The sequence below is a fragment of the Rhodococcus sp. PvR044 genome (assembly GCF_040548995.1).
Lineage (GTDB): Bacteria > Actinomycetota > Actinomycetes > Mycobacteriales > Mycobacteriaceae > Rhodococcus_G > Rhodococcus_G oryzae.
In genome coordinates this window covers 89,752-114,874 of the sequence record NZ_JBEPSX010000007.1, presented here as the reverse complement: position 1 = coordinate 114,874, position 25,123 = coordinate 89,752, and the positions used below count along the sequence as shown (strand labels likewise).

Below are 25,123 nucleotides of genomic sequence, written 5' to 3'. Positions count from 1 at the left end.
ACGCACGATGAAATTCGTAGACGAATTCCGTGATCCGGCCGCAGCCCGCGCGCTCGTGAGGTCCATCACCGACCTCGCGGGCACCGACGAGTTCAAATTCATGGAGGTGTGCGGCGGCCACACCCACACTATCTACCGCCACGGCATCGAACACCTGCTGCCGCCGACCGTGGAACTGGTGCACGGCCCCGGTTGTCCGGTGTGCGTCATCCCGATGGGCCGGGTCGACGACGCCATGTCGATCGCGGAGCAGCCGGGCGTCATCTTCACGACCTTCGGCGACATGATGCGGGTGCCCGGTTCGCGGGGCAACCTGATCGAGGCGAAGGCCAGGGGCGCCGACGTCCGATTCGTGTACTCGCCGCTCGACGCGCTCAAGATCGCCGTGGACAACCCCGATCGGGAGGTGGTGTTCTTCGCGGTGGGCTTCGAGACCACCGCACCGTCCACCGCGGTGACGCTGGTGCGTGCCCGACAACTCGGGGTCAAGAACTTCACCGTGTTCTGCAACCACGTCACGATCGTCCCGCCGATCAAGGCGATCCTCGAATCCCCCGACCTGCGGCTCGACGGCTTCCTCGGCCCCGGTCACGTGTCGACCGTCGTCGGCACCAGGCCGTACCGCTTCGTGCCGGAGGTGTACGGCAAACCGATGGTGGTGGCCGGGTTCGAACCGCTGGACATCCTGGCCTCCGTGCACATGCTGTTGCAGCAGCACCGGGACGGCCGGTGCGAGGTGGAGAACCAGTACACCCGCGTGGTCAAGACCGAGGGCAACACCCAGGCGCTGAAGCTGATGGCCGAGACCTTCGAGCTGCGACCGCATTTCGAATGGCGCGGACTCGGTTTCATCTCGCAGAGCGCACTGAAGGTGCACCACGACTACGCCGAGTTCGATGCCGAGGAGAAATTCTCGATGCCGGGGGTGCGGGTCGCCGATCCGAAGGCGTGCCAGTGCGGCGAGGTGCTCAAGGGTGTCATCAAGCCCTGGGAGTGCAAGGTGTTCGGGACCGCGTGCACACCGGAGACCCCGATCGGGACCTGCATGGTCTCACCCGAGGGCGCCTGCGCGGCGTACTACAACTTCGGTCGACTGCACCGCGAGACGGCGATGCTGGTCGGCAAGAACACAACGGAGGCTTGAGTGCCGAGCCCGCCCGGTCACCGACTGTTCGCGCAGTATGCCTACGCCCCCAACACGCTCGGCTACTGCGGCCCAGCGGACGCGCGCGCCCTCGAGGCCGTCGCGTGCGGTGACGGGATGGGCACCGACGGGCCCATCGCGGACGTGCCGTCGCTGGCCGCCAGGTTCAGCGGTGCCTGGCCGTACCAACAGGTCATCGCCGAGATGACCGGGCGCACCGACCCGTTGGACGCGTCGGTGGTGCGCGCCTATTGGACCGGCAACGAGCTGACCGACGAGATCGACCGCGAAGGCTTCGGCCGGGAGCTGCTTTCCCGGCTGGCGCCCCAGGCCGGGCACTACTGGAAGCACCTCACAGAGGACCTGCTCGCCGAGGCGGCGCCGACCCACGGCTTCCACGTCTTCGGCGTCTATCCGTGGTCCCGGTTGCTCGGCTCCGGTGTGCCGCAGCCCCTCCAGGTGCTCGACTCCTGCCGGATCACCTGCGGGACGGTGATCGAGGTGCGCGCCGAGTACGTGGTGGTGCGTGCGCGACCGCTCACCTACGACGGCGCGCTCCACCTCGGCGACGAACAGGATCGGCCGGTGCGCCATCGGGCGGCCGGCGGCTCGTTCGTCCCCGATCTCCGCAGGGGCGACACGGTGGCCGTGCACTGGGACTTCGTGTGCGACAGGCTGACCCCGGAGGACACCGACCGCCTGCAGCACTGGACCGGGTGGCAGCTCGCACAGACCAATCGCCGTCTCGAACGGACCGAGGCCGCGGGCTGAGCGATCAGAACCTACCGACCGATCTCGCCAACGTCAGTTCCACAGGTGGGATAGGTCGACAACTCGTGTAGGAGATCAACGCCGACCCCGACTCAGAGGTGGTGCCAACGGGCGGGCTGTCCAGTTCGCGGGCCACGGTGCAGCCGTGAACGCCGTCCGTGCGTGGCGATTCTGGGTCCCGCTGCCCTTGACTCTGAACGATGTGCGCAGCCAGTAGTAGTTGTCGCCAACGTCAACGTCGAGAGAACCGTCGACGACAGAGAGCACCAACATGTCCAGGTACTTGAGCAGGCCGGCGGACCCGCTGTCGCACCCATCGCATGCACAGTCGGGAAGCGTGTCCAACCGCACCGCGGGGTCGCCCGCGGCGATCGTGATGTTGAAGGGATGATCGCTGTCCATGGGTGTGTGCGTCGTCAACACCAGCGGAACCGCGCCGGCGGCGGCCGGCTCGAGGACGGTGTCGGCCCCGCCGGGCTCCATGGGAGGAAGCGCCCAGTCCACATGCGATGCTTCGCGCGCCCAGCCGCGGTCGAGGAGAACCTGGGTCCATGCCTGTGCTCTGGCCACCACGATCCGGTACTTCTCGGGGTTGCTGGAACGCTCGTACGCCTCTTCTCCCGGGCTGGGGCCGTCCTTATAGGGGTTCGGCCACCCGGGTGTCTGCGCGCCGGTGACCGCGAAGGCTGCGTCGACGTCGTCGAGCAGCTCGCGCATCTCTCGCGAGAGCAACGGCTCTTCCCCGCCCCAGCCGGTTTCGCGCGCGCGGAGAATGTTGTCGTCGTACTCTTCCCACCACGACTGCGCCGCGTCTGTCACCACCACAGGGACGTTACCTATCGCTCGGCGGGCGGGCTGGATCAGGCTTCGCGAGCGAGCGTGGAGCAGAAGCCGAGCATGACGACGCCTGCGGCGGCGTCGATCGTCCGTCGAACCGTGCGGCGTTCGAACTGCTGGCGTAGTGAACCCACGAACGCGACGACGAGCAAGCACCAGAGGGTTCCGATGAGTGGCAGGGTCCAGGCGTGCAACAGCCAGACCCACCAGGGCGCGTCCGGCTGCACGAACTGTGGCAGCAGCGACAGATAGAAGACGAAGATCTTCGGGTTGGTGGCGTTGCAGAGGAATCCCTGCCGGTATCCGGTCCATGGGGCAGGTCCGGTTTCGCCCGCGGTGGCGGCGTCATGCCCTCGGACCGCGCTGAGCAGCATCGAGCACCCGATCCAGGCGAGGTAGGCGATTCCGAGCCACTTGATCGCGAGGAAGATCGGGTGCACACCGATGATCACGCTCGCGATGCCGAACGAGACGAGCAGGCCTTGGACAGCCGCGGCGGAGCTGACCCCGAAGGTGGTGGCCATCCCAAACCTGCGCCCGCCGGACGCGCTGTTGCGGACGATCAGCGCAAAGTCCGCGCCCGGCGTCAGCACCAGCACGACGGCGACCGTGAGGAACACCCACGAATAGGTCACGCTGGCACCCTAGCCAACGCCCACACATGGAACCCGGGGTTCAGCCTGCATCTCGACACTCTGCGATCAGCGCAGCGTGGCGTTGTAGACCGCGAGGTGCGAGCGCACCAGTTCCAGGCCCGAAGCGTCGTCGAGCGGAATCGGGTCCCGCACCACGCACATCAGATCGGCCAGCGCGACGGGCGGGTCCGTGTCCGCGCGGATGGTCATGACCACCGAGAACCGGTCCTCGTCGTTGCGGGCGCGGTACTTGATGCCGTGCACCTGCGAACCGTTCAGCACCGCCGCGGCCCACTGCTGGGTCCGCGGATAGTCGACGGGATCGCATTTCGTCAGCCACAGGTCCTGGCCGATGGCGGCCAGGTGGCGGCCGTGCAGGAGCGCGACCGGGAACTCGGTGGTCACCTGCACCTGCGACAGCACCCGCCCGTCAAGCTTCTTCCTGCGCAGGATCCTGGGCACGTTGTCGTCGAGCGGGAGTGAGCGGCAGTAGGTCTCGGCGATGCAGACGGAGATGTCGTCGCCGAAGTAGCTGTAGTGGAACGAGCCGTCCGGGGAGTCGAACCTGCCGCCGTGGACGGGATGGGCCGGGGTCTGGTTCAGGGACAGCACGTGTCGATCCGGGGCGCCGGAATGGATGCGCCACAGCTTCGTTCCGGCAGGGATCGACGCCACCTCTGCGGTCACCGCGGGTGGGGGTACCCGGTTAGGCAATGTCGTCCTCGACCTCGGCCCAGACCAGGGCGGCGACCTGCTCGAGGTCACCCGCTTCGAGCAGGTCCACCGGCGAGGTGCGGCCCGCCGCGGCGGGATTGGGCGAGAGCCACCAGGACGCCACGCCCCACGGGTCGTCCTCGGCGCCAAGCGCGACGTTGCTCCGGCGGATCAGCTCGATCGCGTCCTCGGGCAGCGAGAACTGGAACTCCGGGTAGCGGTATCGCCTGCCCTGCTTGAGGCCGATGATCTGTCCGGCCCGCTTGCGCAGTGCGTCGCTCGGGTTGGCCCAGGTCTTGCGATATTTGACGGCGACCTCTCCCGCGGAGAGGTGCGGGAACGACAGGATGTACTCGACGGCGTCGCGCATCACCGTCTTCTCGTCGAGGATGTTGCCCGGATCGATGAGGTCGAGGATCGGATCGTCGCCGTCGACCTGGCCGGCCAGCAGCAGGTGGGAGACCCGACCCGCGACCAGGCTCAGGGTGGGACGGCTGGCCAGTTCGGATCGGATGAGCTCGATGAGGTCGTGGTCGCTGACCGAATCGCCGACTGCGGTCAGGCGGCGTGGGTGGTCGCGGTGACGCTCCGGGACGCCGCGGGCGCGTGCTGCACTGTTCGACATGTCTGCCTCCGGGGACGCCTGGCGGATCTATCTAGATAGCTAGTATAGATCCTCCTGGGTCCGCCCGCGACCCTCACATCGACTGTTCGTCCGGTTCCCGAGGCCGCCCCATCAACTCGAGACCGGCGAGGGCACTCTGCGCACCCGCCGCATCCGTCTTCTCGACGGCGAACCCCATGTGGATGATGATCCAGTCCCCTGGCTCGAACACGTCGTCCGGCAGCATCCCCACGTTGATCTTTCGGTGCTCGCCCGCGACGTCGACCAGCGCCAACTGGTCGCCGTAGCCGTCGAGCATGCGCACCACCTGCCCCGGGATCCCCAAGCACATCCGCTCAGCCCTCCTCTCCCGCATCCGCGGCGGCCGCGGGCACCCACCTCGGCGGATCCTCGACCAGTTCGAGCACTGCCGCGACCGCGTCGTCCACGACCGCGGCCACCTCCGGCGACAACCCGATGCCGTCCGCGACGCACCGCGCCTCGCAGCCCACCACGACCGTCCGGGGCGCGGTGCCGCCGAGCGCGTCCAGGCTCGCGAAGACCGACGCCGGGTCCATGCCGTGGGCATCGAGCCCACCGCCCCCGCCGCCGCGCTCCGGATCGACCTCGAAGACCCGGATGGCGCCCGGCGCGCCACGATCCGGCAGCGCGTCCACCAGGACGAGGGCATCCCAGCCGTCCAGCAGGTCGTAGGCCAGGTGAACGCCCCGAATGCCGTAGTCCACCAGCCGGACCCCGTCCGGGATCGGCCGCGGCTCACTCGCGTGCCCGCGCTCGGCCAGCCGTCTCAGCACCTCGGGGCCGAACCCGTCATCACCGAGAAAGATGTTCCCGATACCGGCGACCAGCACCCGCCGTTGGTCGTTCACCGATCTCTCCGCGCGCCGCCGTCGTCACATGTGACGCATGCGTAGGTAGCGCCTGATGTCGGGAACCGAACGCACGCCGACGATCACACCGGCTGCGACCAGCGCCACCACGAGCACCGTCGCGATCTGCCCCACTGTTTCCATCGCTAGTTCTCCTCTCTGCCCGGTTCATCGCCACCGAGCGGTTCCAGCTCGTCCGGGGCGAAGTAGAGATAACGCCCGTACCAGTCGTGCAGGTCCGCGGCGGGATCGTCGTCGATGACCACGCCGACGTGGGTGTTGCCGTCGACATCGGCGTGCACCGACGCGACCCTTGCCGTCCTGCCGTCGGAGAAGAGGTCCTGCGCGTCGGCACGGCGAGACGGGTGCAGCCGCACCGCGCTGCCCTTGGCCACACGGACACCGTTCACCGACACCGCGTCCACATCCGGCCGCACACTCGCGTCGGCCTCGGGATCCCACCAGGGAACCCCCTCGGGCACTTCGGGTATCAGTCCCGGATCGAGCCGCGGGTCGCGGAAAGTGCCGTGCAGCCGCTGCATCGCCTCGGGCGTCATCGCATCGCAGCGGTCGACGATCTGCGCGGCCAGCGGATCGGTGGCGCGCGCCTGCGCCTTCTCCTCGTCGGTCATCGCCATCACCCTCAAAGTGAGGATCTCGTCGATCTCGGTGGAGTCGAAGAGCGCGCCGTCGCTCTGCGCGGCGACCTCCGGGTAGTCGTACAGGATGATCGGCGAGATCAACACCATGTCCGTCTCTCCGCGCGTGCCCGCCAGCACCGGGAAGCACCGGTGGTGGACGGCCCGGGCCACGGGGCCGGCCGCCGCATGCGGCGGTTCGAGCAGGGAGACGAACGACCCATCGCGGACGGTCACGATCGCGTGCGCACCGATCAACGACCTCGCGACGGCGAGATCCTTGTCGATCGTCTCCGGCCCGGTGTTTCGCACCTCGACCAACAGCCGGGTGAAGCCGTCGTCCTCCGCGGCGCCGAGAGTCACCGTTGCGGCGATCGGCAACCGGGACCGGACGATCCGTCCCGCGGTGGATCCGTCCGGCGCGAGCAGCTCCTCGGTGTCCGTGCCGCCCGCCACGTCGATCGGAAAGCCCCTGGCCACCGCGAGTTCCGACAACGCCACCGCCGGGAGTTCGATCTCCCGCTCGACGGCCTCGTCCCAACTGAGCCACGACCGCGCCCCCACCACCAGTTCGTCCACCGCGCGGTATCCGCCCGCGCCCGACGCCTCCTGCACGCTGCGGGCCTGCAGCTGCAGGAAGCGAAGCGTCACCGTGACCTGTGCCGCGCGTTCCCCCTCCGGCGCGCCGCGCGCCAGCACGCACTGCGCGGACAGCGACGGCTCCTCGCCGACGCCTGCCGACGATGCCCCTGGTGGACCGAGCACACCGAACTGCCAGCGCGACTGGTTCTTTCGCGAGCTCGCCCGGTACGGATAGAGCAGGTAGCCCTCGTAGAGCACCGCGTCGGCGACGGCGCGGACTCGGGTTCCGACATCGGTGGTGGTCACCGGGCCTGCTCCCGCGTCTGCGCGAGCAGTTCCGTGACGGCCTCGTCGAGGCCGACCAGGCCCCGCGTGGACTTGTATTCGGCCAGCGCCTCGAGGGTCTCCCGGCCGAGCCGCACCCAGCCGGTGTTCGGGAAGTGCATCCGGATCAGGTCCCGCCACACCGAGACCGGGAGGTCGTAGCGATCCTCACGATCCCACGGGATCTGCTGGACCCCGAACCCCCCTGCACCCTTGGTGAACACCGTGCCGCTGAACAGGAACACCAGCGGGACGGTCCCCTCCTCCAGGGCGTGCAGGTACTTCGACGCCGCCACCTCGAAGTCGTAGGTGCACGGCATCGGCAGGGTCGCCTCGCAGGTCTCGGCGAAACCCTGCACCAGCGCGGCGCACTGCAGCCACACGAATGAGTGTTGCGTCGATGACCACCGCTCCCGACCGCCGAAGAGGTCAACCAGCCCCGCGGCCTCGGCGTCGGTGTACCGCCGTCGGTGCGGCTCGATGCGCACCTGGCAGCGCAGCGCGATGGCGTGTACGGGCGCGGCGGCGCTCACCGCCACTCGAGCGGAGAGGATCGGGGCCGCCGCATAGGGCTCCGGGGCGACGTCGAGGACGGCGAACGACACCTCACTCACGGCGCCTCACCGCCGCCGAACTCCCGGCCGGCACCGCCGGCGTGAGACCGACCGGCCCGGGCCGCGATCCCCGCGAAGAAGTCGTCGATGTACCCGCGCGCCTCCTGGCCGCCGTCGAAGCCGCGCCACAGCGTGCGCAGCCGACCAACGAACTCGTAGCACGCGTCGATCGGCACCAGGAAGCACTCCGCCTCGCCGCGCCCCTCCTCCGGCATCCGGATCAACACCGCCTCGACGTCGTCGGCCGCCGTGTCCAGCTCCGGATTCGCCGCGCGCACGACGTTCCACGCGTCGAGCGGCAGTTCCGACTCGGTGGCCCCCGCGGGACCGGGATAGAACGCGACCATCCGGCCGAGGACCGAGTTCCGGAAGAAGAAGGCCAATCCCACCGGGATCTCGAGTTCGTCCCATCGGCCCTGGCCGAGCTCGAACCCGGGGAACGAGAGATAGCGATCCGGGACGGCGCGGTACCGCAGCTCGGCGCCCTGGTCGGTGAACAGCAGGTAGCAGCCGCGGCAGACGCACATCAACGCCCGCCCCTCCACGTTGACCACATGCTGATGGCGATCGCCGATCGCCTCCGCGCACATCTCACAGCGCTCGCCCGGCTGCGGAGCCGGGCGGGTCGCCGTGATGCGTTTGAGCACCGAGAAGGGAGTGCTCATCCGCTCACCCCCACCGGTACCGCGACCGAGCGCACGCCGTCCCGGACCAGCACCGGCAGCGGCTCGAGGTGCACGTCGCCGTCGTCGAGCCCGGCACCCGCGTGCACCACGTCGAAATGGGCGCGGCAGGTCGGACACCGCAGGACGGCGTCGCCCGCCGCGTGGCCGGCGCGACGCGCCAGGACGGCGCCCGCCAGCGAGTGCGTACACGACGGGCAGCGGTCTCGGTAGGCCAGCAGGTCGTCGCCGATGCGGCAGACCAGGATGGGCAGACCCCCGACCACGAACCCGCCCACCTCGCCGGGCGCGAGCTGCTCCAGTTCCGGCGCGGGGCACCACGTTCCGGCGGGACCCGGCGGGGCGTGCACGTGCGAGAACAGCGACTCGGCGGCGATCAGCCCTGGCTCGGAGCCGGGCTGAGCGGCGACCACCTCGATCGAGGCGATCTCCGGCGCCGCAGCGAGCACCGCGCCCTCCACGGCCAGTTCCAGCGTCACCGACGAGGACGGGCAGCTCCTGCAGCTGCCGGTCAACTCCAGGCGCACCACCCCGCCACCATCGGCGGGCCCGCCTTCACCCGGGAACTCGATGCCCATCAGCTCCACGTCCCCGCCGTGCGAGCCGAGATAGGGCCGCACGCTGTCGAGCGCCGCACGCACCCGGGTCGGCACGTCGTGCGGGTGCAGACCGTGCACCAGCAGCAGGCTCGCCACCAGGTCGTCGTCGGCGAGCCACTCGGCCCCGTCCTCCACGTGCTCGCCGAGGATCCGCACGACCCGCGCCAATCCCTCGCCGTAGAGGTCGACCACCTCGCGCACCAGCTGTTCGGCGCGCTCGCGCGCCACGGTGCCGCCCGCCGAACTGGCCTCGAGAAGCGTCTCTATCCGATCACCCGCCGCGCGCCACCGTGCTTCCTCGTCCCCTGCCGCCTCGCCGTTCACCGTCACTCTCCGGTCGAGTACTGCGTCGGCGAGTGCAGCTTCTCCAGCGTCTTGCCATTGCCGAGGTACATGTGCACGCCGCAGGGCAGGCAGGGGTCAAAGCTGCGGACCGTCCGCATGATGTCGATCCCCTTGAAGTGATCCCGATCGTTCTCCTCGAAGATCGGCTGCCCCTGCACCGCATCCTCGTACGGCCCCGGTGTGCCGAGGCTGTCGCGGGGGCTGGCGTTCCACGGGGTCGGCGGATAGGGGTGGTAGTTCGCGATCTTCCCGTCCCGGATCACCATGTGGTGGGAGAGCACGCCGCGAACCGCCTCGGTGAACCCGCAGCCGATGCCCTCGTCGGGAACGTCGAACTTCTCCCAGGTCTTGGTGCGCCCGGCCCGGATCTCCTCGAGGGCCTTCTCCGCGAAGTGCAGCGCGCAGGCCGCCGCGTAGGCCTGGAAGTAGGTCCGGGCGCGGTTGCGTTCGATGGTGTTGCTGCCGTGCTCCGGGATCTTCCACTCGAGCGAAACCGGGCCCTTGAGCGCGGTTTTCGGGAGGTTGATCTGCACGCTGCGGCCGGTCGACTTCACGTACCCGATGTCGACGAGCCCTGCCAGCGCCGTCGACCACAGTCGGGCCAGCGGCCCTCCGCCGGTGTCCAGCGCGAGGTGGTCGGTGCCGTCGAACCACCTGGGTGACATCACCCAGCTGTACTTGTCCTCGAGGTCGCGTTTCTGCGGCTGCGGGTTGGTGTGCTGGTTCCACGGGTGCCGCCGGTCGACCGGATTGCCCAGCGGGTCCTGCTTGACGAAGGTCTCCTGGTCGGACCAGTCGTCGTAGTACGACGAGCCCAGCAGGATCCGGATGCCCAGGTTGATGTCGACGAGATCGGTGGTGACCAGCTTGCCGTCGACGACGACCCCGGGGGTGACGAACATCTTCCGGCCCCAGTTGGTCATGTCCTTGTACTCGAAGTTGCAGTGCTCGGGGTCCTGGAACGAGCCCCAGCAACCGAGCAGCGTCCGGCGCAGGCCCACCTTCTCGTACCCAGGAATCGCCTCGTAGAAGAAGTCGAACAGGTCGTCGTGCATGGGCACGACCTTCTTCATGAACTCCACGTACCGCATCAACCGGGTCATGTAGTCCGTCATCAGCTGGATGGTGGCCACCGTCCCGACCCCGCCCGGGTACAGGGTGGACGGGTGCACGTGCCGACCCTCCATGAGGCAGAACATCTCTCGGGTCGCCCGGCTGACCTGGAGCGCCTCGCGATAGAACTCGCCGGTGAAGGGGTTGAGCGAACGCATGATGTCCGCAATCGTGCGGTAGCCGTGTTCGCCCGCCCGCGGCGCCTGGGTGTTCTCGGCCTTGGCGAGCACGCCTGGGTTGGTCTCCGACACCATCTTCTCGCAGTAGTCCACGCCGACCAGGTTCTCCTGAAAGATGTTGTGGTCGAACATGTACTCGGCGGCCTCACCGAGGTTGACGATCCATTCCCCGAGGTGCGGCGGCTTCACCCCGTAGGCCATGTTCTGCGTGTAGCAGGAACACGTCGCGTGGTTGTCGCCGCAGATGCCGCAGATGCGGCTCGTGATGAAGTGCGCGTCGCGGGGATCCTTGCCCTTCATGAACAACGAGTAGCCGCGGAAGATGGACGAGGTGCTGTGGCATTCCACCACCTCTCGGTTGTCGAAATCGATCTTGGTGTAGATGCCGAGACTGCCCACGATGCGGGTGATCGGATCCCAGGCCATCTCCACGAGGCCGCCGGGGTCCGTCTGCTTGTGCGACGGCTCGGGGATGATCTGTGTCATCGAATTGCCTCTCGACAGGTCGAGCTACCAGGTACGTACTGCTCCCGTTTCGAGCGTGGAACCCGGATTGCGCCAACGCGGTTCCTTCTCCACCGTTCGTGCGGTCACGTGACGCAGGCGCCGGATGACGGAGCCGTAGAGCCCCGACGCCGTGCTCGAGACCAGGCCGCCGGGCGGTTCGTCCATGAACGGCATGAACTTGTCGGGGAAGCCGGGCATGGTGCACCCGATGCAGATGCCGCCGACGTTCGGGCATCCGCCGAGGCCGTTCATCCAGCCGCGCTTGGGGACGTTGCACTTGACCACCGGACCCCAGCAGCCCAGCTTCACCAGGCAGGTCGGCGACCCGTATTCGGTGGCGAACTCACCCTGCTCGTAATAGCCACCGCGGTCGCAACCCTCGTGCACCGTGGCACCGAACAGCCACTGCGGGCGCAACGCCTCGTCGAGCGGGATCATCGGCGCCTGATCGGTCGCCATGTACAGCAGATACGTCAGCGTCTCGGACAGGTTGTCCGGCTGGATCGGGCAACCGGGCACGCAGACGATCGGGATCCCGGCCTTGGACTTCCATTCCCAGCCGAGGTAGTCGGGCACGCCCATCGCGCCGGTGGGATTTCCCGCCATCGCGTGGATTCCGCCGTACGTCGCGCAGGTTCCGGCCGCCACGATCGCGGTCGCCTTCGGCGCGAGACGATCGAGCCACTCGCTCGTCGTCACGGGTTGTCCGGTGGCCGGGTCACTCCCGAAGCCACACCAGTACCCCTCGTCGTGCAGCTTCTCGTTGGGGATCGATCCCTCGACCACCAGCACGAACGGTTCGAGTTCGCCGCGATCGGCCTTCCAGAACCACTCGAGGAAGTCGTCGGCACCGCCGGCCGACCCGCACTCGAAATCGATCAGGGGCCAGTGGACGGCGATCTTTGGCAGGCCCGGAAGGGCACCGAGGGCGATCTCCTCGATGCTGGGCTGGGTGGCAGCAGTCAGTGCCACCGAATCACCATCACAACTGAGACCCGCGTTGATCCACAGCACGTGGATCAACGTTTCTTCGGCTTTGACTGCCGCCTCCGTTGGCATCAGTGCCGCTCTCCGGGGCAGGGCTGTACCCCTACGTCATCGGAGTCGACCCTCGGCCCACTTGTATGACGCTCATCACGGTCTACACCCGCCGGAAGAACCTTGTCAATGGTCGCAGGATCGTCACGGCGCCCCGACTGCGCGTCAATCCATGTGTACCAATCGATTACGCCCTCACCCGACACCGCCGATACCAGCACGATCTGAACGTCCGGGTTCACCGACCGCGCGTGTCGCGAGCACGCCTCGAGATCGAAGTCGACATACGGCAAGAGATCGGTCTTGTTGATGATCACCAACCCGGCGGCCGCGAACATGTGCGGGTACTTGAGCGGCTTGTCCGACCCCTCGGTCACCGAGATCACGACCACCTTGCTGCGCTCGCCGAGATCGAACAGTGCCGGGCAGACGAGGTTGCCGACGTTCTCCACGAACAGCAACGACCCGTTGGGCGGGTCGAGCGTGTCGAGGGCGCGCCGCATCATCTCGGCGTCGAGGTGACAGCCGGCGCCGGTGTTGACCTGCACCACCGAACATCCCGTGGCCTTGATCCGTTCGGCGTCGAGCAACGTCTCCTGATCGCCCTCGATGACAGAGATCGGGCGCGCGCCGCCGAGTTCACGGATCGTTCGCTCGAGCAACGTGGTCTTGCCCGCGCCCGGCGAGCTCGTCATGTTGAAGGCGAGGATGTCGCGGGCGGCCAACCATTCCCGGATCTCCTGTGCGAGCAGGTCGTTCTTCGCGAGCACCTTCTGCTCGAGCGAGATCGTCTCGGTCGGCGGCAGGTGTTCGTGCGGATGATCGTCGTGGTCGTGCTGGTGCGCGTGATCGTGTGAGTGGGCAGGGTCGTGTGGATGAGCGTGATCGTGATCGTGATCGGCATGGTCGTGGGGCACCGTGATCACCGCACCCGCGTGGTCGCCGCATCCGCATGTTGCACACATAGCTCAGCTCACTTCCATCGACATGATCCGTAGTTCGCGGCCCGAGAGGATCTCCACGTCCGCGCTACCGCAGCGGCACAGCACCACCAGATCGGTCAGCTCGAAATCCGCCCCGCAGCCGCGACAGTGCGCCCTGCCCGGCGGCTGATCGATCTCCAGGCTGGCACCCTCCATCACGGTGCCCTCGGTCGCCAGCTCGAAACAGAACTGCATCGAATCGGGAACCACGGCGCAGAGCGTGCCCACCTCGATCGTGACCCGCCGCACCCGCCTGCCCGCCGCACGCTCGCACACCGCGTCGACGACGCTCTGGGTGATCGACATCTCGTGCATCACGGCCTCGCTCCGGCCTCGGTGGAATTCACCCTAGGACGCGACCACCACGGGCACAACGGTTCGTCACTCGGGTGACGCCGCCTTCTCGGGTGACGGCGACGTCGCCAGACCGGACTCCCAGCGCGCCTGCACGCCGCCGTACTGCCACACCAGCACGGCGGTCAGCCAGGTGCCGATGAACAGCCCGACGATGATGAACCCCATCGCCCCGAGATCGAGCGCGCCGACCCACCCGAGCAGCCCATCGGTGACGTCGAACTTCGCGGTCAGGAGCGAGATGATCTCCTGCGCACCGATGAGCATCGCGACCACCACCGACAGCCCCGTGACCACGAGGTTGTAGTAGATCTTGCGGAGCGGCCGGGCGAGCGCCCAGCCGTAGGCGAAGTTCATGAACGAGCCGTCGATCGAATCGAACAACGACATGCCCGCGCAGAACAGGATCGGCAACACCAGGATCGAGTACCAGGGCAGCCCGGTCGCGGCCGCGCCACCCGCGATGACGAGCAGCCCCACCTCGGTGACCGTGTCGAAGCCCATCCCGAAGAGCAGCCCGACCGGATACATGTGCCACGGCGCGCGGACCGCGGCGACCACCGGCTTCAGCACCCGGTTGAGGGCTCCCCGATTGTCGAGTTCCCGCTCCAGCCGCGCCTCGTCGTAGGCGCCCCTCTTCATCTCGCGGAACACCCGGTGGATCGCGATGAACGACATCAGGTTGAACAGGCCGATGAGCAGCAGAAAGGTCCCCGAGACCAGGGTGCCGAACACTCCCGTCCATCGCGTGAGATCGGAGTTGTCGTCGGACAGGCTCGCGGCGAGCTCACGCACCCCGAATGCCAGCAGCGCCACGAGCACGAACACGATCGTGGAATGCCCGAGGGAGAACCAGAATCCGACCGATATCGGCTTCTTGTTCTCCGCGACGAGCTTCCTCGTGGTGTTGTCGATGGCCGCGATGTGGTCGGCGTCGAAGGCGTGCCGCATGCCGAGCGTGTACGCCGTGACGCCGAGCCCGACGCCGAAAGCGGACCCGTGGACCGTGTAGTGCCCGGGAACGACGACGACGAACAGCACACCCCAGCCGATGACGTTGAGGGCGAGCACCGTGACCGCCATGCCGACGAGGCTGCGTCGCTCACCGCGGTCGAGGTCTCGCCATGCGCGGATCAGCCCGGTGCGGGTGATGCGGGATGTCACGGTCATGACGTTCCTCGATGGGCGCGAGAACCGAGCCGATGCCGTCACTCAGCCTATACCTGCACAGTTGTTCACTTGAAGCCCTGGACCGCCGGTATTTGGCCGTGTCCACCGCCAGGTCAGCGAAACCCAATTGGCTGATTTGTGCCAGGTTCTCGGGCCGCGGGACGGCGGGCGAGCGTGACGCACGTGATCGCCGTGACTGCCATTGCTGCGATCCCGATCCATGCCGCGGTCGTGTAGGCGTCGTCGGTCGGGAAGAGATGCCCGCTCGGAGTGCCGGCGGCCAACACCAGGCCACCGATTGCACTTCCGAGCGAGAAGCCGACGCTGCGCACGACCTGGTTGAAGCTCATGGCGCTCGTCGTCTCATCCGTCGGGGTGACGGCCAGGATGACGGAGGGCATCGCCGCCGAGAATCCGCCGACGCCGAAGCCGAGTACCGCCATCGATGCCAGCAACTCGGCGAGGTTCGAGCGGGCGGCAACAAACAGGGCAAAAGCAAACAGCACGATGATGGCGCTACCGGCCAGAAGTGGCGGCGCGCCGATTCGCTCGCGCAGGCGAGGCGTGAGCTTGCCTGCGACGAATCCCAGCAGCGAGAACGGAACCAGCACGAGCCCGGCAACGAAGGTGGTGAGCCCGAAGCCGTAACCGGCGCTCTCGGGTGTCTGGGCGTAGCGCGTGATGAGGGTCAGCAGCAGGTACATGCCAACGCCGCCGACGAGCATCGCGGCGTTCGCTCCGGCGACGGCCGGGTGTCGCATCAGCCGGATATCGACAAGCGGCGCCGAGCTACGGCGTTCGTAGGCCGCCCAGATGCCGAGCAGGAGTGCGGCAATCGCCGCCAGAGCCACCGCCAGGCCGAGGTGTCGGATCCACAGGCCCGTCTCGCTCGCCAGGAGAAGAACGAGGAACAGGCCGCCTGCCAGGAGTAGCGCGCCAGGTATGTCGACCCGAGCCGAGCGCCCCTCGGGTGGTACGGGCATGCTGCGCAGGGCCGCCAGGAACGCGACGGCGGTGACGAACACCCCGAGTCCGTATGCGACGCGTACACCGCCGAGTTCGGTGAGCAACCCTGCCAGCGGGTAGCCGATGCCGACACCGACGGTGGAGGCGACCGACACCAGGGCGATCGTGGCGGCCGCGCGACCTTCGGGAAGATGATCACGGGCGACGCCCATCATCAGCGCGGTCAACCCCAAGCCGACGCCCTGAGCCGCCCGGCCGACGAGCAGCCAGGCGAAGGGCAGTGGAAGCACCGTGAGCACGCTTCCCGCCACCACGACCCCGAGGGTGGCGAGGATGGTGCCGCGGCGATGAGGACCGGCCCCCAAGCGGCCGAGAACAGGCGTGGCGATGGCACCGGTCAGCAGGGTGATGGTGAGAGTCCACTGCGCGCTGGCCAGTGACACATCGAATGTGGTCGCCACGCTGGTGATCAGCGGCGCCCCGAGGCTGCCGACCGCCGCGACGACCAGGGCGATGAACACCAGCAACGGGACCAGCATCCGCGGTTCGGGCCGCCTCGACGATGGCTTCACACGCCGCAGACTACTGATCATCGACTTGACACATCCAGTGGAAGACCTGCTTGTGGCGAGCTCCACAGGCCCCGAAGCGGTCCTCCCCGGACCGGACGACCCGCCACGTATCCGCCTCCTACGAGGCAGTCGCTGTGGCCGTCCGGCCAGGAGGCACGCCTCAGGCGGAGGGCACCTTGTCGAGGAAGCCGAGCACGTGGATCAGCCGGCCGTCGGCGTCGCGCTCGATCACGTCGAACCCCTCGATCAGGTCCTCCGCACCCGCGGGCCCGAGCTGCCAGCCGAACCTCGCCTGGTCGTGGTGACCGTCGACCGGGCCGTTGAGCCGGAAGCTCATCCCGGCGAACTGCTGCTGCACGGCGCCGATGGTGGCGTCGATCTCGGCCCGGCCGGTGGCCGCGGCCATCGGGTCCACGTACCGGCCGTCGGCCGCCCACAGCGCGTCGATCGCGGCGCGACGCCGGTCCGCATCGGTCTCGTTCCACACCGCGATGTACTGGGCCGCAAGGTTTTCGAAGGTCATGTCGTCACTCCTGTCGGATGTCGCGGTGGCCGCCTCGGCCCCCGTCGGAACACAACTCTGACCGTCGCGGTGCGCCGCGTCGATTACCTCCGAGGTAATGGCGGCGCTTCCCGGCCCGCCCTAGGGTTGCCTCATGACCACCCTCATCGAGGCCCAGCAGCCGGTCGGCACGTTGCTCCGGCGGTGGCGTGAGCGACGCAGGCTCAGTCAACTGGACCTCGCGTCCCGGGCCGAGGTCTCGGCCCGGCACGTGAGCTTCCTCGAGACCGGCAGGTCCAAGCCGACCAAGGCGATGCTGCTCAAGCTCAGCGAACAGCTCGAGATCCCTCTGCGGGAGCGGAACTCGCTGCTGCTGGCAGGCGGCTATGCCCCGGCCTACCCGGAGCACCAGCTCTCCGACGTGCCGATGGCCGCGGTGGCCGACGCGATCGCGGCGATCCTCGGTGCGCACCTGCCCGCCCCTGCCGTCGTCGTCGACCGGCACTGGAACATGATCGACGGCAACGCGGCGGTCGCGATGTTCACCGAGGGATGCGCGCTCCACCTGCTCGAACCGCCCGTCAACGTGCTGCGGTTGAGCCTGCATCCGGAGGGCATGGCACCGCGGATCGTCAATCTCGGTCAGTGGCGCAGTCACCTGCTGCACCGGCTCGACCACCAGATCGCCACCACCGGGGATCCGTTCCTCGCCGCGTTGGCCGACGAACTGTCGGCCTACCCCGGCGAGGCGCCGACGGACCACGACCCGGATGCCCTGGTGGTGCCGCTCCGATTCGCCACGCCGGGAGGCGAACTGGCGTTTCTCAGCACCACCACGGTGTTCGGCACGCCGATGGACGTCACGGTCGCCGAGCTGGCGATCGAGACCTTCTACCCAGCCGACGCGCCGACAGCCGCGGCGCTCGCCGAGGGCGTCAGATGACGCCCATCGCGAGCATCGCATCCGCCACCTTGACGAAGCCGCCGATGTTCGCACCGAGGACGTAGTCGCCCGGCTTGCCGTACTCCTCCGCGGTCGCGACACAGCGGCAGTGGATGTCCGACATGATCTTCGAGAGCCGCTCGTCGGTGTAGTCGAAGTGCCAGGAGTCGCGCGAGGCGTTCTGCTGCATCTCCAGCGCCGAGGTCGCCACGCCGCCCGCGTTCGCGGCCTTGCCGGGGGCGAACGCGACGCCCGCCGAGCGCAGCACGCGCAACGCCTCGGGGGTGGTCGGCATGTTGGCACCCTCCGCGACCACGCGGACCCCGTTCTCGACCAGGGTCAGTGCGCCCTTCTCGTCGAGCTCGTTCTGGGTGGCGGACGGGATCGCGACCTCGCAGGGCACGTCCCAGATCGAGCCGCCCGCAACATACTTGGCGGACGGAACGGTGTCGACGTAATCGCAGATCCGGCCGCGCCGGACCTCCTTGATCTCCTTGAGCAGCTCCAGGTCGATGCCGCGCTCGTCCACGATGTAGCCGGCCGAATCCGAGCAGGCCACCACAGTGCCACCGAGCTGGTGCACCTTCTCGATCGCGTAGATCGCCACGTTGCCGGAACCGGAGACCACGACCCGCTTGCCGTCCATGCTGGTGCCGGCCGTCTTGAGCATCTCGGCGACGAAGTAGGCGGCGCCGTAGCCGGTCGCCTCCTTGCGCACCTGGGAGCCACCCCAGGTCAGGCCCTTGCCGGTGAGCACGCCCGACTCGTAGGAGTTCGTCAGCCGCTTGTACTGGCCGAACAGGTAGCCGATCTCGCGGCCACCGACGCCGATGTCGCCCGCGGGCACGTCGGTGTACTCACCGATGTGCCGGTGCAGCTCGGTCATGAACGACTGGCAGAACCGCATGATCTCCGCGTCGGAGCGGCCCTTGGGGTCGAAGTCGGAGCCACCCTTGCCGCCGCCGATGGGCAGTCCGGTCAGCGCGTTCTTGAAGATCTGCTCGAAGCCGAGGAACTTCACGATGCCCAGGTTGACGCTCGGGTGGAAGCGCAGGCCGCCCTTGTAGGGGCCGAGCACGCTGTTGTACTGCACCCGGAATCCGCGGTTTACGTGCACGTTGCCGTTGTCGTCGGTCCACGGCACCCGGAAGATGATCTGGCGCTCCGGCTCGCAGAGCCGCTCGATCAGCGCGCCGTCGGCGTAGTTCGGGTGCCGCTCCAGCACCACCGTGAGCGATTCGAAAACCTCGGCGACGGCCTGGTGGAACTCCGGCTCACCGGCGTTGCGACGGACAACTTCCTCGAAGTACTTGTCGACGCGCTCACGGACATGCCCACTCACAGCGGCCGCCCTCCTCATTGCTCTGCAGGGATGGAAAGTAAAGACAATCACAAGACTTCCTCACGGCAACATGCGGGTATCCGTGATGCCCGTCGTCGCGGTGACCGATCCCACACCCTGCCGCGGGCGCGACACGGGTGGGCGCGGCCCTGACTTGCCGGGACGGGAGGTGAGCCTGGGACTACCGTGAGATTCGTCATTCCAGATCTGCGGAGGAGCGTCAATGAGCATCCAGACGGTGGAGTCGCGCCGCCATCGCGTCGTGGTCATCGGTTCCGGTTTCGGCGGACTGTTCGGTGCGCAGGCACTCAAACGCGCCGACGTCGACGTCACCCTCATCGCTCGCACCACCCACCACCTGTTCCAGCCGCTGCTCTACCAGGTGGCGACCGGCATCCTCTCGGTAGGCGACATCGCCCCCGCGACCCGCCTGGTCCTGCGCAAGCAGAAGAACACCCAGGTGCTGCTCGGCGACGTACTCGAGGTCGACCTCGAGGCCAAGACGGTCACGTCGCGGCTGCTCGAGCGAGAGACGGTCACCGAGTTCGACAGCCTGATCGTCGCCGCGGGCGCCGGTCAGTCCTACTTCGGCAACGACCAGTTCGCCGAGTTCGCGCCCGGCATGAAGACCATCGACGACGCCCTCGAACTGCGCGGCCGCATCCTCGGCGCTTTCGAGCAGGCCGAGCTCTCCCACGACCCGGAGGAGCGCGCCCGGCTGCTCACCTTCGTCGTGGTCGGCGCGGGCCCCACCGGCGTCGAACTGGCAGGCCAGATCGCGGAATTGGCCCATCGCACCCTCACCGGCGCCTTCAGGAACATCGACTCCCGCGAGTCCCGGGTGATCCTCCTCGACGGCGCCCCGGCGGTGCTCCCTGTCTACGGCGGCAAGCTCAGCGAGAAGGCGGCCGGCCGGCTCGAGAAGCTGGGCGTCGAGATCCAGCTCAACGCGATGGTCACCGACGTCGACGTGGACGGCCTGGTCGTCAAGGAGAAGGACGGCACCGAGCGCCGCATCGACTCGCAGTGCAAGGTGTGGTCCGCGGGCGTGCAGGCCAGCCCGCTCGGCAAGCAGCTCGCGGCGCAGTCCGGCGCCGAGATCGACCGCGCGGGCCGCGTGCACGTCAACCCCGACCTGTCGCTGCCCGGGTACCCCAACGTCTACGTCATCGGCGACATGATGTCGCTCGACAACCTGCCCGGACTGGCGCAGGTCGCGATGCAGGGCGGCAAGTACGCCGCCAAGCAGATCAAGGCGACCGTCGCGGGTGAGTCCCCCGAGACGCGGCACCCCTTCAAGTACTTCGACAAGGGCTCGATGGCCACCATCTCCCGTTTCAGCGCGGTCGCGAAGGTCGGCAAGCTGGAGATCAGCGGATTTATCGGCTGGGTGGCGTGGCTGGTGATCCACCTGATGTACCTGGTCGGCTTCCGCAGCAAGTTCTCCACGATCCTGTCCTGGACCGTCAGCTTCCTCGGCCGCGGACGCGCGCAGATGGCATCGACGGAACAGCAGGTGTTCGCGCGCAACGCGATCGACCTGTTGCAGGACTACGAACGAGCCAAGGACGCCGGTCTCATCGGCGATCCGCTGGCGGTCTCGACCGGCGAGGAGCGGGAGAAGGCCGGCTAGCTAGCCGTTGTGTGCGTGGGTGGCGCCGAGGTCGTGCAGCATCCGGTGCACGACCTCGTCGTCGAGCGAGTAGCTCATCTTCTTGCCGTCCCGCCGCACCGCGACCCAGCCCTGGTTGCGCAGCAGCCGAAGCGCGTGCGAGACGGCCGTGGTGCTCATGTCCAGCGCCGCCGCGAGATCCGAGACGTAGATGCCGGGGGCCCGGTGCAGACCGAGCAGGATCCGGAGCCGGGTGGGGTCGCCGAGCAGTTCGAACCGGCGCACCCATTCCGGTAGGTCCGGCACCGCCTCGACGGCGGCGCGGGCCTGCGCGACCTGTTCCGGGTCGAACGCGGGCGGGGTACCGGTCATGAGTTCACCGTAGTCAACGCGCGGCCCAGCCGGGTCCCGAGGCTGCCGCCCGCCGCAAGGGGCATCCGCACCCACGACCCACCCGCGGGGTACCTCTCGACCACCGCGGACCGCTCGTCGGGGAACACCAGCTCGCTCTGGACCGCCATCGGCGCGTCCAGCAGGTCGTGCCCCACCGTCCCCGCGCCCAGCTCCAGCCGATGTCGCAGCAACGGCATCCCGTCCAGGTCCGCGTGCAGCGCGCCCGACCATCGCCCGCCGCGCTCCCCGGTGCGCCCGATCTGAGCCCGCTCGCGCACCGTCACCCGCGACGAGGACGTCAGCTCGAGCCGGGTGTGGGTCCGGTGGTCCGCGTCCGCCGCGACGACCATGGGCTCGGGGTCGAGCAGCAACTCCGCGTCCCGGTCCACCCGGATGTCCCAGCGCGCGGTCGAGACCAGTTCCTCGGCCCCTGGCAACGCGAGCGCCGCCGCGACGGTGCGCACCGTCAGGCTCGCACCAGGCCCGACGCGCAGCGCGATCTCGAGGTGGTCGCCGCCGAGCGGCGTCGCCGCCGCGGAGATGAGGTGCACGGTGTCGGGCCCGGTGATCCGGGCGGCCAGTCCCCCGCTCGCCCGGATCCGCGGGGAGCGGCCCCGCTCGGCGACGATGGTCAGCGCGGTGTGCACCCGATCAGACCGCCGCGGCCAACTGCTCGCGCACCCAGGCCAGGACCGGTGTCGCCGCCGGGTCCGCGGTGAGCGAGATCAACGCCGTCGGCCTGCCCTCGCGGACCCGGGCCGCGTCGGTCTCCATCACGGTCAGGTCCGCGCCGACCAGTGGGGCGAGATCGGTCTTGTTGACCACCAGCAGATCCGAGAACGTCACGCCCGGTCCGCCCTTGCGCGGCACCTTGTCGCCGCCCGCCACGTCGACCACGAAGATCTGCACGTCGATCAGCCCCGAGGAGAAGGTGGCGGTGAGGTTGTCACCGCCGGACTCGACCAGGATCAGGTCCAGGGGCGGGTTCGCCTCGATCAGGTCGTCGATCGCGTCGAGATTCGCGGTGATGTCGTCGCGGATCGCGGTGTGCGGGCAGCCACCCGTCTGCACCGCGGCGATCCGCTCGTCGGGCAGCACCGCGTGCCTGCGCAGGAAGTCCGCGTCCTCGGTGGTGTAGATGTCGTTGGTGAGCACCGCGAGCGAGAGTTCGTCGCGCAGCTCACGACAGAGCGCGGCCACCAGCGCGGTCTTGCCGGATCCGACGGGACCGCCGATACCCACTCGCAGCGGCTCTCCCGGCACCCGCACCCGCTTGGGCCGGTCGTGCGTGTGCTGATGCGGTTCGCCGTCGATCAGGTGCGGGGGCATGTCGATCTCCTTCGGGTGGTGCGGTTCTCGGGCAGTCGGGGTGTCGGGGAATTCACGAGGCGAACAGCGGGCGTTCGCGGTCCAGGTGCGCCTGCGCGACCACGTCGAGCAACGGGTCGGACAGGTCGGCGAGTCCGGTGGCCGCGAGATCCGCCGTCCGGTCACACAGCTCGGAGAGCGCGAAGGTGCAGGCCGCCACGTCCGCCGGGTCGAGGGCGAGCAGGCGCTGCGCGGCGATCGCGGACCCCGTCATCGTGGTGTAGACGAGGACCATCGCGGCCTCGGCATCACTCATCCCGCAGACCCGCGCGGCCTCGCCGGAGGCCACCGCCAGGTGCGGGCGGGAGCCGAGAACCGACCAGTCGTGCTCGGGCCACACGCGTTTGGACAGCCGCAGCAGCCCCCGGCCCTGGGCCCGGGACGCCGCACGCCCCGCAGGGGACGGGGTCCGCGCGTCGGTCTCCGCATCGGCCACGCCCGGGGCGAGCGCACCGCCACACACCGCCGCGGCGATCGACCCGGCGACCAGCCCGGTGCTGCGGATACGCCTGCGCAGGTAGGCGTCGAGCGTCGCGAGATCCCGCACCAGCCCGCAGGCGATGGCCTCCTCCACTCCACCGGAGTGCACGTGCCCTCCGGTGGGCAGCCGGGAGTCGGCCAGCGCAAGCAGGTTCGCCAGTCTCGAGGTCATCGCGTACGCACCGCCATCAGAACAGGAAGTACCGCTGGGCCATCGGCAGTTCGGTGGCGGGCTGCTCGCGCCACACCTGCCCGTCGATCCGCACGGTGAACGTGTCGGGGTCCACCTCGATGTGGGGTCGCGCGTCGTTGAGCGGCATGTCCTCCTTGCCCCGTGCGCGCACATCGAGCACCGGCACCAGCCTGCGGTCCACGTTCAGCCGGTCGGCCAGCCCGTCCTCGATCGCCTGGGGCGCCACGAAGTGCACCGAGGTCGCGGCGGCCACCTTCGGGGCGGCCCCGAACATCGGCCTCGGCAGCACCGGCTGCGGGGTCGGGATCGAGGCGTTGGCATCGCCCATCGCGGCCCAGGCGATGGCGCCGCCCTTGATCACCGCGTGCGGACGGACCCCGAAGAACGCGGGCTCCCAGAGCACCAGGTCAGCGAGCTTGCCCACCTCCACCGACCCGATCTCGGCGTCCAGTCCGTGCGCGACCGCCGGGCAGATCGTGTACTTGGCCACGTAGCGCCTGGCCCGGTTGTTGTCCGCGGCGCCGTCACCGGGCAGGGCCCCGATCCGGCGCTTCATTACGTGCGCCGACTGCCACGTGCGCAGCACCACCTCCCCGATCCGGCCCATCGCCTGCGCGTCGCTGCCGATCATCGAGATGGCGCCCATGTCGTGCAGCAGGTCCTCCGCCGCGATGGTCGACGGCCGGATCCGGCTCTCCGCGAACGCCAGGTCCTCGGGGATGGACGGGTCGAGGTGGTGGCACACCATGAGCATGTCCAGGTGCTCGTCGAGGGTGTTCACCGTGTGCGGGCGGGTCGGGTTCGTCGAGCTGGGCAGCACGTGCCCCTGCGCGGCAACGGTGATGATGTCCGGCGCGTGCCCGCCGCCCGCCCCCTCGGTGTGGTACGCGTGGATCCCGCGGCCCGCGATGGCCGCGAGCGTGTCCTCGACGAAGCCGGCCTCGTTCAGCGTGTCCGAGTGGAGCGCGACCTGGACGCCCGCCGCATCGGCGACGGACAGGCAGGCATCGATCGCCGCCGGGGTCGAGCCCCAGTCCTCGTGCAGCTTGAATCCGGAAGCGCCGCCGCGCAACTGCTCCCACATCGATTCCGCGCTGACGGTGTTGCCCTTACCGAGCAGCGCGATGTTCATCGGCCACCCGTCGAGCGCCTCCAGCATCCGCGACAGGTGCCAGGCGCCCGGCGTCACGGTGGTGGCCTTCGACCCCTCGGCCGGGCCGGTGCCGCCGCCGATCAGGGTGGTGATCCCGCCACCGAGTGCTTCCTCCATGATCTGCGGGCAGATGAAGTGCACGTGGCAGTCGATCGCGCCCGCGGTCAGGATCCGTCCGTTACCCGCGATGATCTCGGTGGACGGTCCGACCACCAGGTCGGGATGCACCCCCGTCATGGTGTCAGGGTTGCCTGCCTTGCCGAGCGCGACGATCCGGCCGTCCCGGATCCCGACGTCCGCCTTGATGATTCCCCAGTGATCGAGGACCACCACCCCGGTGATGACGGTGTCGGGTGCACCTTCGGCGCGGGTCGCACGGCCCTGCCCCATGGATTCGCGGAGCACCTTGCCACCGCCGAAGACGGCTTCCTCGCCCGCCAGCCCCGGGCCGCCGGAGCGGTCCTCGGTGATCTCGATGAACAGGTCGGTGTCGGCCAACCGGATCCGATCGCCGGTGGTGGGTCCGAACAGGGCGGCATAGCGGGGCCTGCTCAACGAGGTCATCAGCGGTCCAGCTTTCCTGGCGCGGTCAGATTCAGGCCGTGCACTTCACGGGTGCCACCGATCGGGACCAGGCTCACACGCTGGCTCAGCCCTGGCTCGAAGCGAACGGCGGTACCCGCGGGGATGTCGAGACGGAGCCCGTGCGCGGTCGCGCGGTCGAACCGCAGCGCCGCGTTCGCTTGCGGGAAGTGCACGTGGCTGCCGACCTGGATCGGCCGGTCGCCGACGTTGAGCACCTCGAGCTCGGTCCGCGGCGCACCGGGATTCAGCTCGATCTCGCCGTCGGCGCAGAGGATTTCACCGGGGATCAT

The 25,123-nt window shown here is 68.7% G+C and carries 29 protein-coding genes; 4 read left to right on the top strand and 25 right to left on the bottom strand.

Features of this window, described 5'->3' with window-relative positions; all coding sequences use genetic code 11:
- Window positions 1-7: 7 nt before the first annotated feature.
- Together hypD and ABIC28_RS17470 are read left to right on the top strand one after the other, a co-directional pair.
- Window positions 8-1,144, top strand: coding sequence for a hydrogenase formation protein HypD (gene hypD / locus ABIC28_RS17475; protein WP_354580061.1), 1,137 nt, complete (start codon window positions 8-10; stop codon window positions 1,142-1,144).
- The gene (locus tag ABIC28_RS17470; protein ID WP_257017676.1) at window positions 1,145-1,915 is read left to right on the top strand and encodes a DUF6390 family protein; all 771 of its coding nucleotides are present in this window, start codon (window positions 1,145-1,147) and stop codon (window positions 1,913-1,915) included.
- Between the two features lie 75 nt (window positions 1,916-1,990).
- Here ABIC28_RS17470 and ABIC28_RS17465 read toward each other — a convergent pair whose 3' ends face one another.
- The 18 genes from ABIC28_RS17465 to ABIC28_RS17385 form a co-directional block, all read right to left on the bottom strand.
- The gene (locus tag ABIC28_RS17465; RefSeq protein WP_257017678.1) at window positions 1,991-2,737 is read right to left on the bottom strand and encodes a DUF6226 family protein; all 747 of its coding nucleotides are present in this window, start codon (window positions 2,735-2,737) and stop codon (window positions 1,991-1,993) included.
- A gap of 38 nt (window positions 2,738-2,775) precedes the next feature.
- The gene (locus ABIC28_RS17460; RefSeq protein WP_097213321.1) at window positions 2,776-3,387 is read right to left on the bottom strand and encodes a LysE family translocator; all 612 of its coding nucleotides are present in this window, start codon (window positions 3,385-3,387) and stop codon (window positions 2,776-2,778) included.
- Between the two features lie 66 nt (window positions 3,388-3,453).
- Entirely contained in the window at window positions 3,454-4,074 is a 621-nt protein-coding gene (locus ABIC28_RS17455) for an RES family NAD+ phosphorylase (protein WP_097213322.1), read from the bottom strand.
- A gap of 19 nt (window positions 4,075-4,093) precedes the next feature.
- Window positions 4,094-4,726 (bottom strand): hypothetical protein, encoded by a 633-nt coding sequence (locus ABIC28_RS17450; RefSeq protein ID WP_354580057.1) that lies wholly within the window; start codon window positions 4,724-4,726, stop codon window positions 4,094-4,096.
- A 73-nt stretch (window positions 4,727-4,799) separates the two neighbouring features.
- On the bottom strand, window positions 4,800-5,057 hold the full coding sequence (locus ABIC28_RS17445; protein WP_097213404.1) for a HypC/HybG/HupF family hydrogenase formation chaperone: 258 nt from the start codon (window positions 5,055-5,057) through the stop codon (window positions 4,800-4,802).
- A 4-nt stretch (window positions 5,058-5,061) separates the two neighbouring features.
- Window positions 5,062-5,595, bottom strand: coding sequence for a hydrogenase maturation protease (locus ABIC28_RS17440; protein ID WP_097213324.1), 534 nt, complete (start codon window positions 5,593-5,595; stop codon window positions 5,062-5,064).
- Between the two features lie 24 nt (window positions 5,596-5,619).
- Window positions 5,620-5,739 carry a DUF6893 family small protein gene (locus ABIC28_RS27265; protein ID WP_097213325.1) on the bottom strand — a complete coding sequence of 40 codons (120 nt, stop codon included), beginning with the start codon at window positions 5,737-5,739 and terminating at the stop codon, window positions 5,620-5,622.
- A gap of 2 nt (window positions 5,740-5,741) precedes the next feature.
- On the bottom strand, window positions 5,742-7,121 hold the full coding sequence (locus ABIC28_RS17435; protein WP_354580054.1) for a hypothetical protein: 1,380 nt from the start codon (window positions 7,119-7,121) through the stop codon (window positions 5,742-5,744).
- Window positions 7,118-7,753, bottom strand: coding sequence for a DUF6084 family protein (locus ABIC28_RS17430; protein ID WP_097213327.1), 636 nt, complete (start codon window positions 7,751-7,753; stop codon window positions 7,118-7,120). Before ABIC28_RS17430 ends, ABIC28_RS17435 begins: the two co-directional genes overlap by 4 nt.
- Complete coding sequence (locus tag ABIC28_RS17425) at window positions 7,750-8,418, bottom strand: DUF5947 family protein (RefSeq protein ID WP_097213328.1); 669 nt, start codon at window positions 8,416-8,418, stop codon at window positions 7,750-7,752. Before ABIC28_RS17425 ends, ABIC28_RS17430 begins: the two co-directional genes overlap by 4 nt.
- Window positions 8,415-9,365: a NifU-related iron-sulfur-binding protein gene (locus ABIC28_RS17420; RefSeq protein ID WP_502945035.1), complete on the bottom strand. Its 951-nt coding sequence runs from the start codon at window positions 9,363-9,365 to the stop codon at window positions 8,415-8,417. The genes ABIC28_RS17425 and ABIC28_RS17420 overlap by 4 nt, the downstream gene beginning before the upstream one ends.
- A complete protein-coding gene (locus ABIC28_RS17415; protein WP_097213329.1) occupies window positions 9,362-11,158 on the bottom strand; it encodes a nickel-dependent hydrogenase large subunit in 1,797 nt (598 codons plus the stop codon). The genes ABIC28_RS17420 and ABIC28_RS17415 overlap by 4 nt, the downstream gene beginning before the upstream one ends.
- A 24-nt stretch (window positions 11,159-11,182) precedes the next feature.
- Window positions 11,183-12,238, bottom strand: coding sequence for an NADH-quinone oxidoreductase subunit B family protein (locus tag ABIC28_RS17410; RefSeq protein WP_097213330.1), 1,056 nt, complete (start codon window positions 12,236-12,238; stop codon window positions 11,183-11,185).
- Window positions 12,238-13,134 (bottom strand): hydrogenase nickel incorporation protein HypB, encoded by an 897-nt coding sequence (hypB, locus tag ABIC28_RS17405; protein ID WP_354580051.1) that lies wholly within the window; start codon window positions 13,132-13,134, stop codon window positions 12,238-12,240. The genes ABIC28_RS17410 and hypB overlap by 1 nt, the downstream gene beginning before the upstream one ends.
- A gap of 51 nt (window positions 13,135-13,185) precedes the next feature.
- Window positions 13,186-13,515 carry a hydrogenase maturation nickel metallochaperone HypA/HybF gene (locus ABIC28_RS17400; RefSeq protein ID WP_027501469.1) on the bottom strand — a complete coding sequence of 110 codons (330 nt, stop codon included), beginning with the start codon at window positions 13,513-13,515 and terminating at the stop codon, window positions 13,186-13,188.
- 66 nt (window positions 13,516-13,581) lie between these two features.
- The gene (gene nicT, locus ABIC28_RS17395; RefSeq protein ID WP_354580049.1) at window positions 13,582-14,724 is read right to left on the bottom strand and encodes a Nickel transporter NicT; all 1,143 of its coding nucleotides are present in this window, start codon (window positions 14,722-14,724) and stop codon (window positions 13,582-13,584) included.
- Between the two features lie 113 nt (window positions 14,725-14,837).
- Complete coding sequence (locus tag ABIC28_RS17390; RefSeq protein WP_257017681.1) at window positions 14,838-16,262, bottom strand: MFS transporter; 1,425 nt, start codon at window positions 16,260-16,262, stop codon at window positions 14,838-14,840.
- 160 nt (window positions 16,263-16,422) lie between these two features.
- A complete protein-coding gene (locus ABIC28_RS17385; protein ID WP_077041733.1) occupies window positions 16,423-16,785 on the bottom strand; it encodes a nuclear transport factor 2 family protein in 363 nt (120 codons plus the stop codon).
- 133 nt (window positions 16,786-16,918) lie between these two features.
- Between ABIC28_RS17385 and ABIC28_RS17380 the strand changes: the two genes are divergently transcribed.
- Complete coding sequence (locus ABIC28_RS17380; protein WP_097213334.1) at window positions 16,919-17,707, top strand: helix-turn-helix domain-containing protein; 789 nt, start codon at window positions 16,919-16,921, stop codon at window positions 17,705-17,707.
- Here ABIC28_RS17380 and gdhA read toward each other — a convergent pair.
- Window positions 17,700-19,067 carry an NADP-specific glutamate dehydrogenase gene (gene gdhA / locus ABIC28_RS17375; protein ID WP_097213335.1) on the bottom strand — a complete coding sequence of 456 codons (1,368 nt, stop codon included), beginning with the start codon at window positions 19,065-19,067 and terminating at the stop codon, window positions 17,700-17,702. The two genes, ABIC28_RS17380 and gdhA, sit on opposite strands and share 8 nt — an antisense overlap.
- Before the next feature lie 205 nt (window positions 19,068-19,272).
- Here gdhA and ABIC28_RS17370 point away from each other — a divergent pair, with 205 nt between their 5' ends.
- A complete protein-coding gene (locus ABIC28_RS17370) occupies window positions 19,273-20,682 on the top strand; it encodes an NAD(P)/FAD-dependent oxidoreductase (RefSeq protein WP_097213336.1) in 1,410 nt (469 codons plus the stop codon).
- On the opposite strand, the gene ABIC28_RS17365 is transcribed toward ABIC28_RS17370, so the two are convergent.
- The 6 genes from ABIC28_RS17365 to ABIC28_RS17340 are packed head-to-tail and all read right to left on the bottom strand — an operon-like array spanning window position 20,683 to window position 25,123.
- Window positions 20,683-21,033, bottom strand: a complete 351-nt coding sequence (locus tag ABIC28_RS17365) for an ArsR/SmtB family transcription factor (protein WP_027501474.1) — start codon at window positions 21,031-21,033, stop codon at window positions 20,683-20,685.
- Complete coding sequence (locus ABIC28_RS17360; protein WP_097213337.1) at window positions 21,030-21,701, bottom strand: urease accessory protein UreD; 672 nt, start codon at window positions 21,699-21,701, stop codon at window positions 21,030-21,032. Before ABIC28_RS17360 ends, ABIC28_RS17365 begins: the two co-directional genes overlap by 4 nt.
- Window positions 21,702-21,705: 4 nt before the next feature.
- A complete protein-coding gene (ureG, locus tag ABIC28_RS17355; RefSeq protein ID WP_269590277.1) occupies window positions 21,706-22,383 on the bottom strand; it encodes an urease accessory protein UreG in 678 nt (225 codons plus the stop codon).
- A 52-nt stretch (window positions 22,384-22,435) separates the two neighbouring features.
- Complete coding sequence (locus ABIC28_RS17350; protein WP_354580044.1) at window positions 22,436-23,074, bottom strand: urease accessory protein UreF; 639 nt, start codon at window positions 23,072-23,074, stop codon at window positions 22,436-22,438.
- Window positions 23,075-23,090: 16 nt separating this feature from the next.
- Window positions 23,091-24,812 carry an urease subunit alpha gene (locus ABIC28_RS17345; protein ID WP_354580042.1) on the bottom strand — a complete coding sequence of 574 codons (1,722 nt, stop codon included), beginning with the start codon at window positions 24,810-24,812 and terminating at the stop codon, window positions 23,091-23,093.
- A complete protein-coding gene (locus ABIC28_RS17340; RefSeq protein ID WP_097213340.1) occupies window positions 24,812-25,123 on the bottom strand; it encodes an urease subunit beta in 312 nt (103 codons plus the stop codon). The genes ABIC28_RS17345 and ABIC28_RS17340 overlap by 1 nt, the downstream gene beginning before the upstream one ends.

What these genes read in the sequence shown, in the direction of transcription:
- hypD (WP_354580061.1), top strand. Translation starts at nt 8, where the DNA reads ATGAAATTCGTAGACGAATTCCGTGATCCGGCCGCAGCCCGCGCGCTC.
- ABIC28_RS17450 (WP_354580057.1), bottom strand. Translation starts at nt 4,726, where the DNA reads ATGTCGAACAGTGCAGCACGCGCCCGCGGCGTCCCGGAGCGTCACCGC.
- ABIC28_RS17445 (WP_097213404.1), bottom strand. Translation starts at nt 5,057, where the DNA reads ATGTGCTTGGGGATCCCGGGGCAGGTGGTGCGCATGCTCGACGGCTAC.
- ABIC28_RS27265 (WP_097213325.1), bottom strand. Translation starts at nt 5,739, where the DNA reads ATGGAAACAGTGGGGCAGATCGCGACGGTGCTCGTGGTGGCGCTGGTC.
- ABIC28_RS17425 (WP_097213328.1), bottom strand. Translation starts at nt 8,418, where the DNA reads ATGAGCACTCCCTTCTCGGTGCTCAAACGCATCACGGCGACCCGCCCG.
- ABIC28_RS17415 (WP_097213329.1), bottom strand. Translation starts at nt 11,158, where the DNA reads ATGACACAGATCATCCCCGAGCCGTCGCACAAGCAGACGGACCCCGGC.
- ABIC28_RS17410 (WP_097213330.1), bottom strand. Translation starts at nt 12,238, where the DNA reads ATGCCAACGGAGGCGGCAGTCAAAGCCGAAGAAACGTTGATCCACGTG.
- ABIC28_RS17400 (WP_027501469.1), bottom strand. Translation starts at nt 13,515, where the DNA reads ATGCACGAGATGTCGATCACCCAGAGCGTCGTCGACGCGGTGTGCGAG.
- nicT (WP_354580049.1), bottom strand. Translation starts at nt 14,724, where the DNA reads ATGACCGTGACATCCCGCATCACCCGCACCGGGCTGATCCGCGCATGG.
- ABIC28_RS17385 (WP_077041733.1), bottom strand. Translation starts at nt 16,785, where the DNA reads ATGACCTTCGAAAACCTTGCGGCCCAGTACATCGCGGTGTGGAACGAG.
- ABIC28_RS17380 (WP_097213334.1), top strand. Translation starts at nt 16,919, where the DNA reads ATGACCACCCTCATCGAGGCCCAGCAGCCGGTCGGCACGTTGCTCCGG.
- gdhA (WP_097213335.1), bottom strand. Translation starts at nt 19,067, where the DNA reads ATGAGGAGGGCGGCCGCTGTGAGTGGGCATGTCCGTGAGCGCGTCGAC.
- ABIC28_RS17370 (WP_097213336.1), top strand. Translation starts at nt 19,273, where the DNA reads ATGAGCATCCAGACGGTGGAGTCGCGCCGCCATCGCGTCGTGGTCATC.
- ABIC28_RS17365 (WP_027501474.1), bottom strand. Translation starts at nt 21,033, where the DNA reads ATGACCGGTACCCCGCCCGCGTTCGACCCGGAACAGGTCGCGCAGGCC.
- ureG (WP_269590277.1), bottom strand. Translation starts at nt 22,383, where the DNA reads ATGCCCCCGCACCTGATCGACGGCGAACCGCATCAGCACACGCACGAC.
- ABIC28_RS17350 (WP_354580044.1), bottom strand. Translation starts at nt 23,074, where the DNA reads ATGACCTCGAGACTGGCGAACCTGCTTGCGCTGGCCGACTCCCGGCTG.
- ABIC28_RS17345 (WP_354580042.1), bottom strand. Translation starts at nt 24,812, where the DNA reads ATGACCTCGTTGAGCAGGCCCCGCTATGCCGCCCTGTTCGGACCCACC.
- ABIC28_RS17340 (WP_097213340.1), bottom strand. Translation starts at nt 25,123, where the DNA reads ATGATCCCCGGTGAAATCCTCTGCGCCGACGGCGAGATCGAGCTGAAT.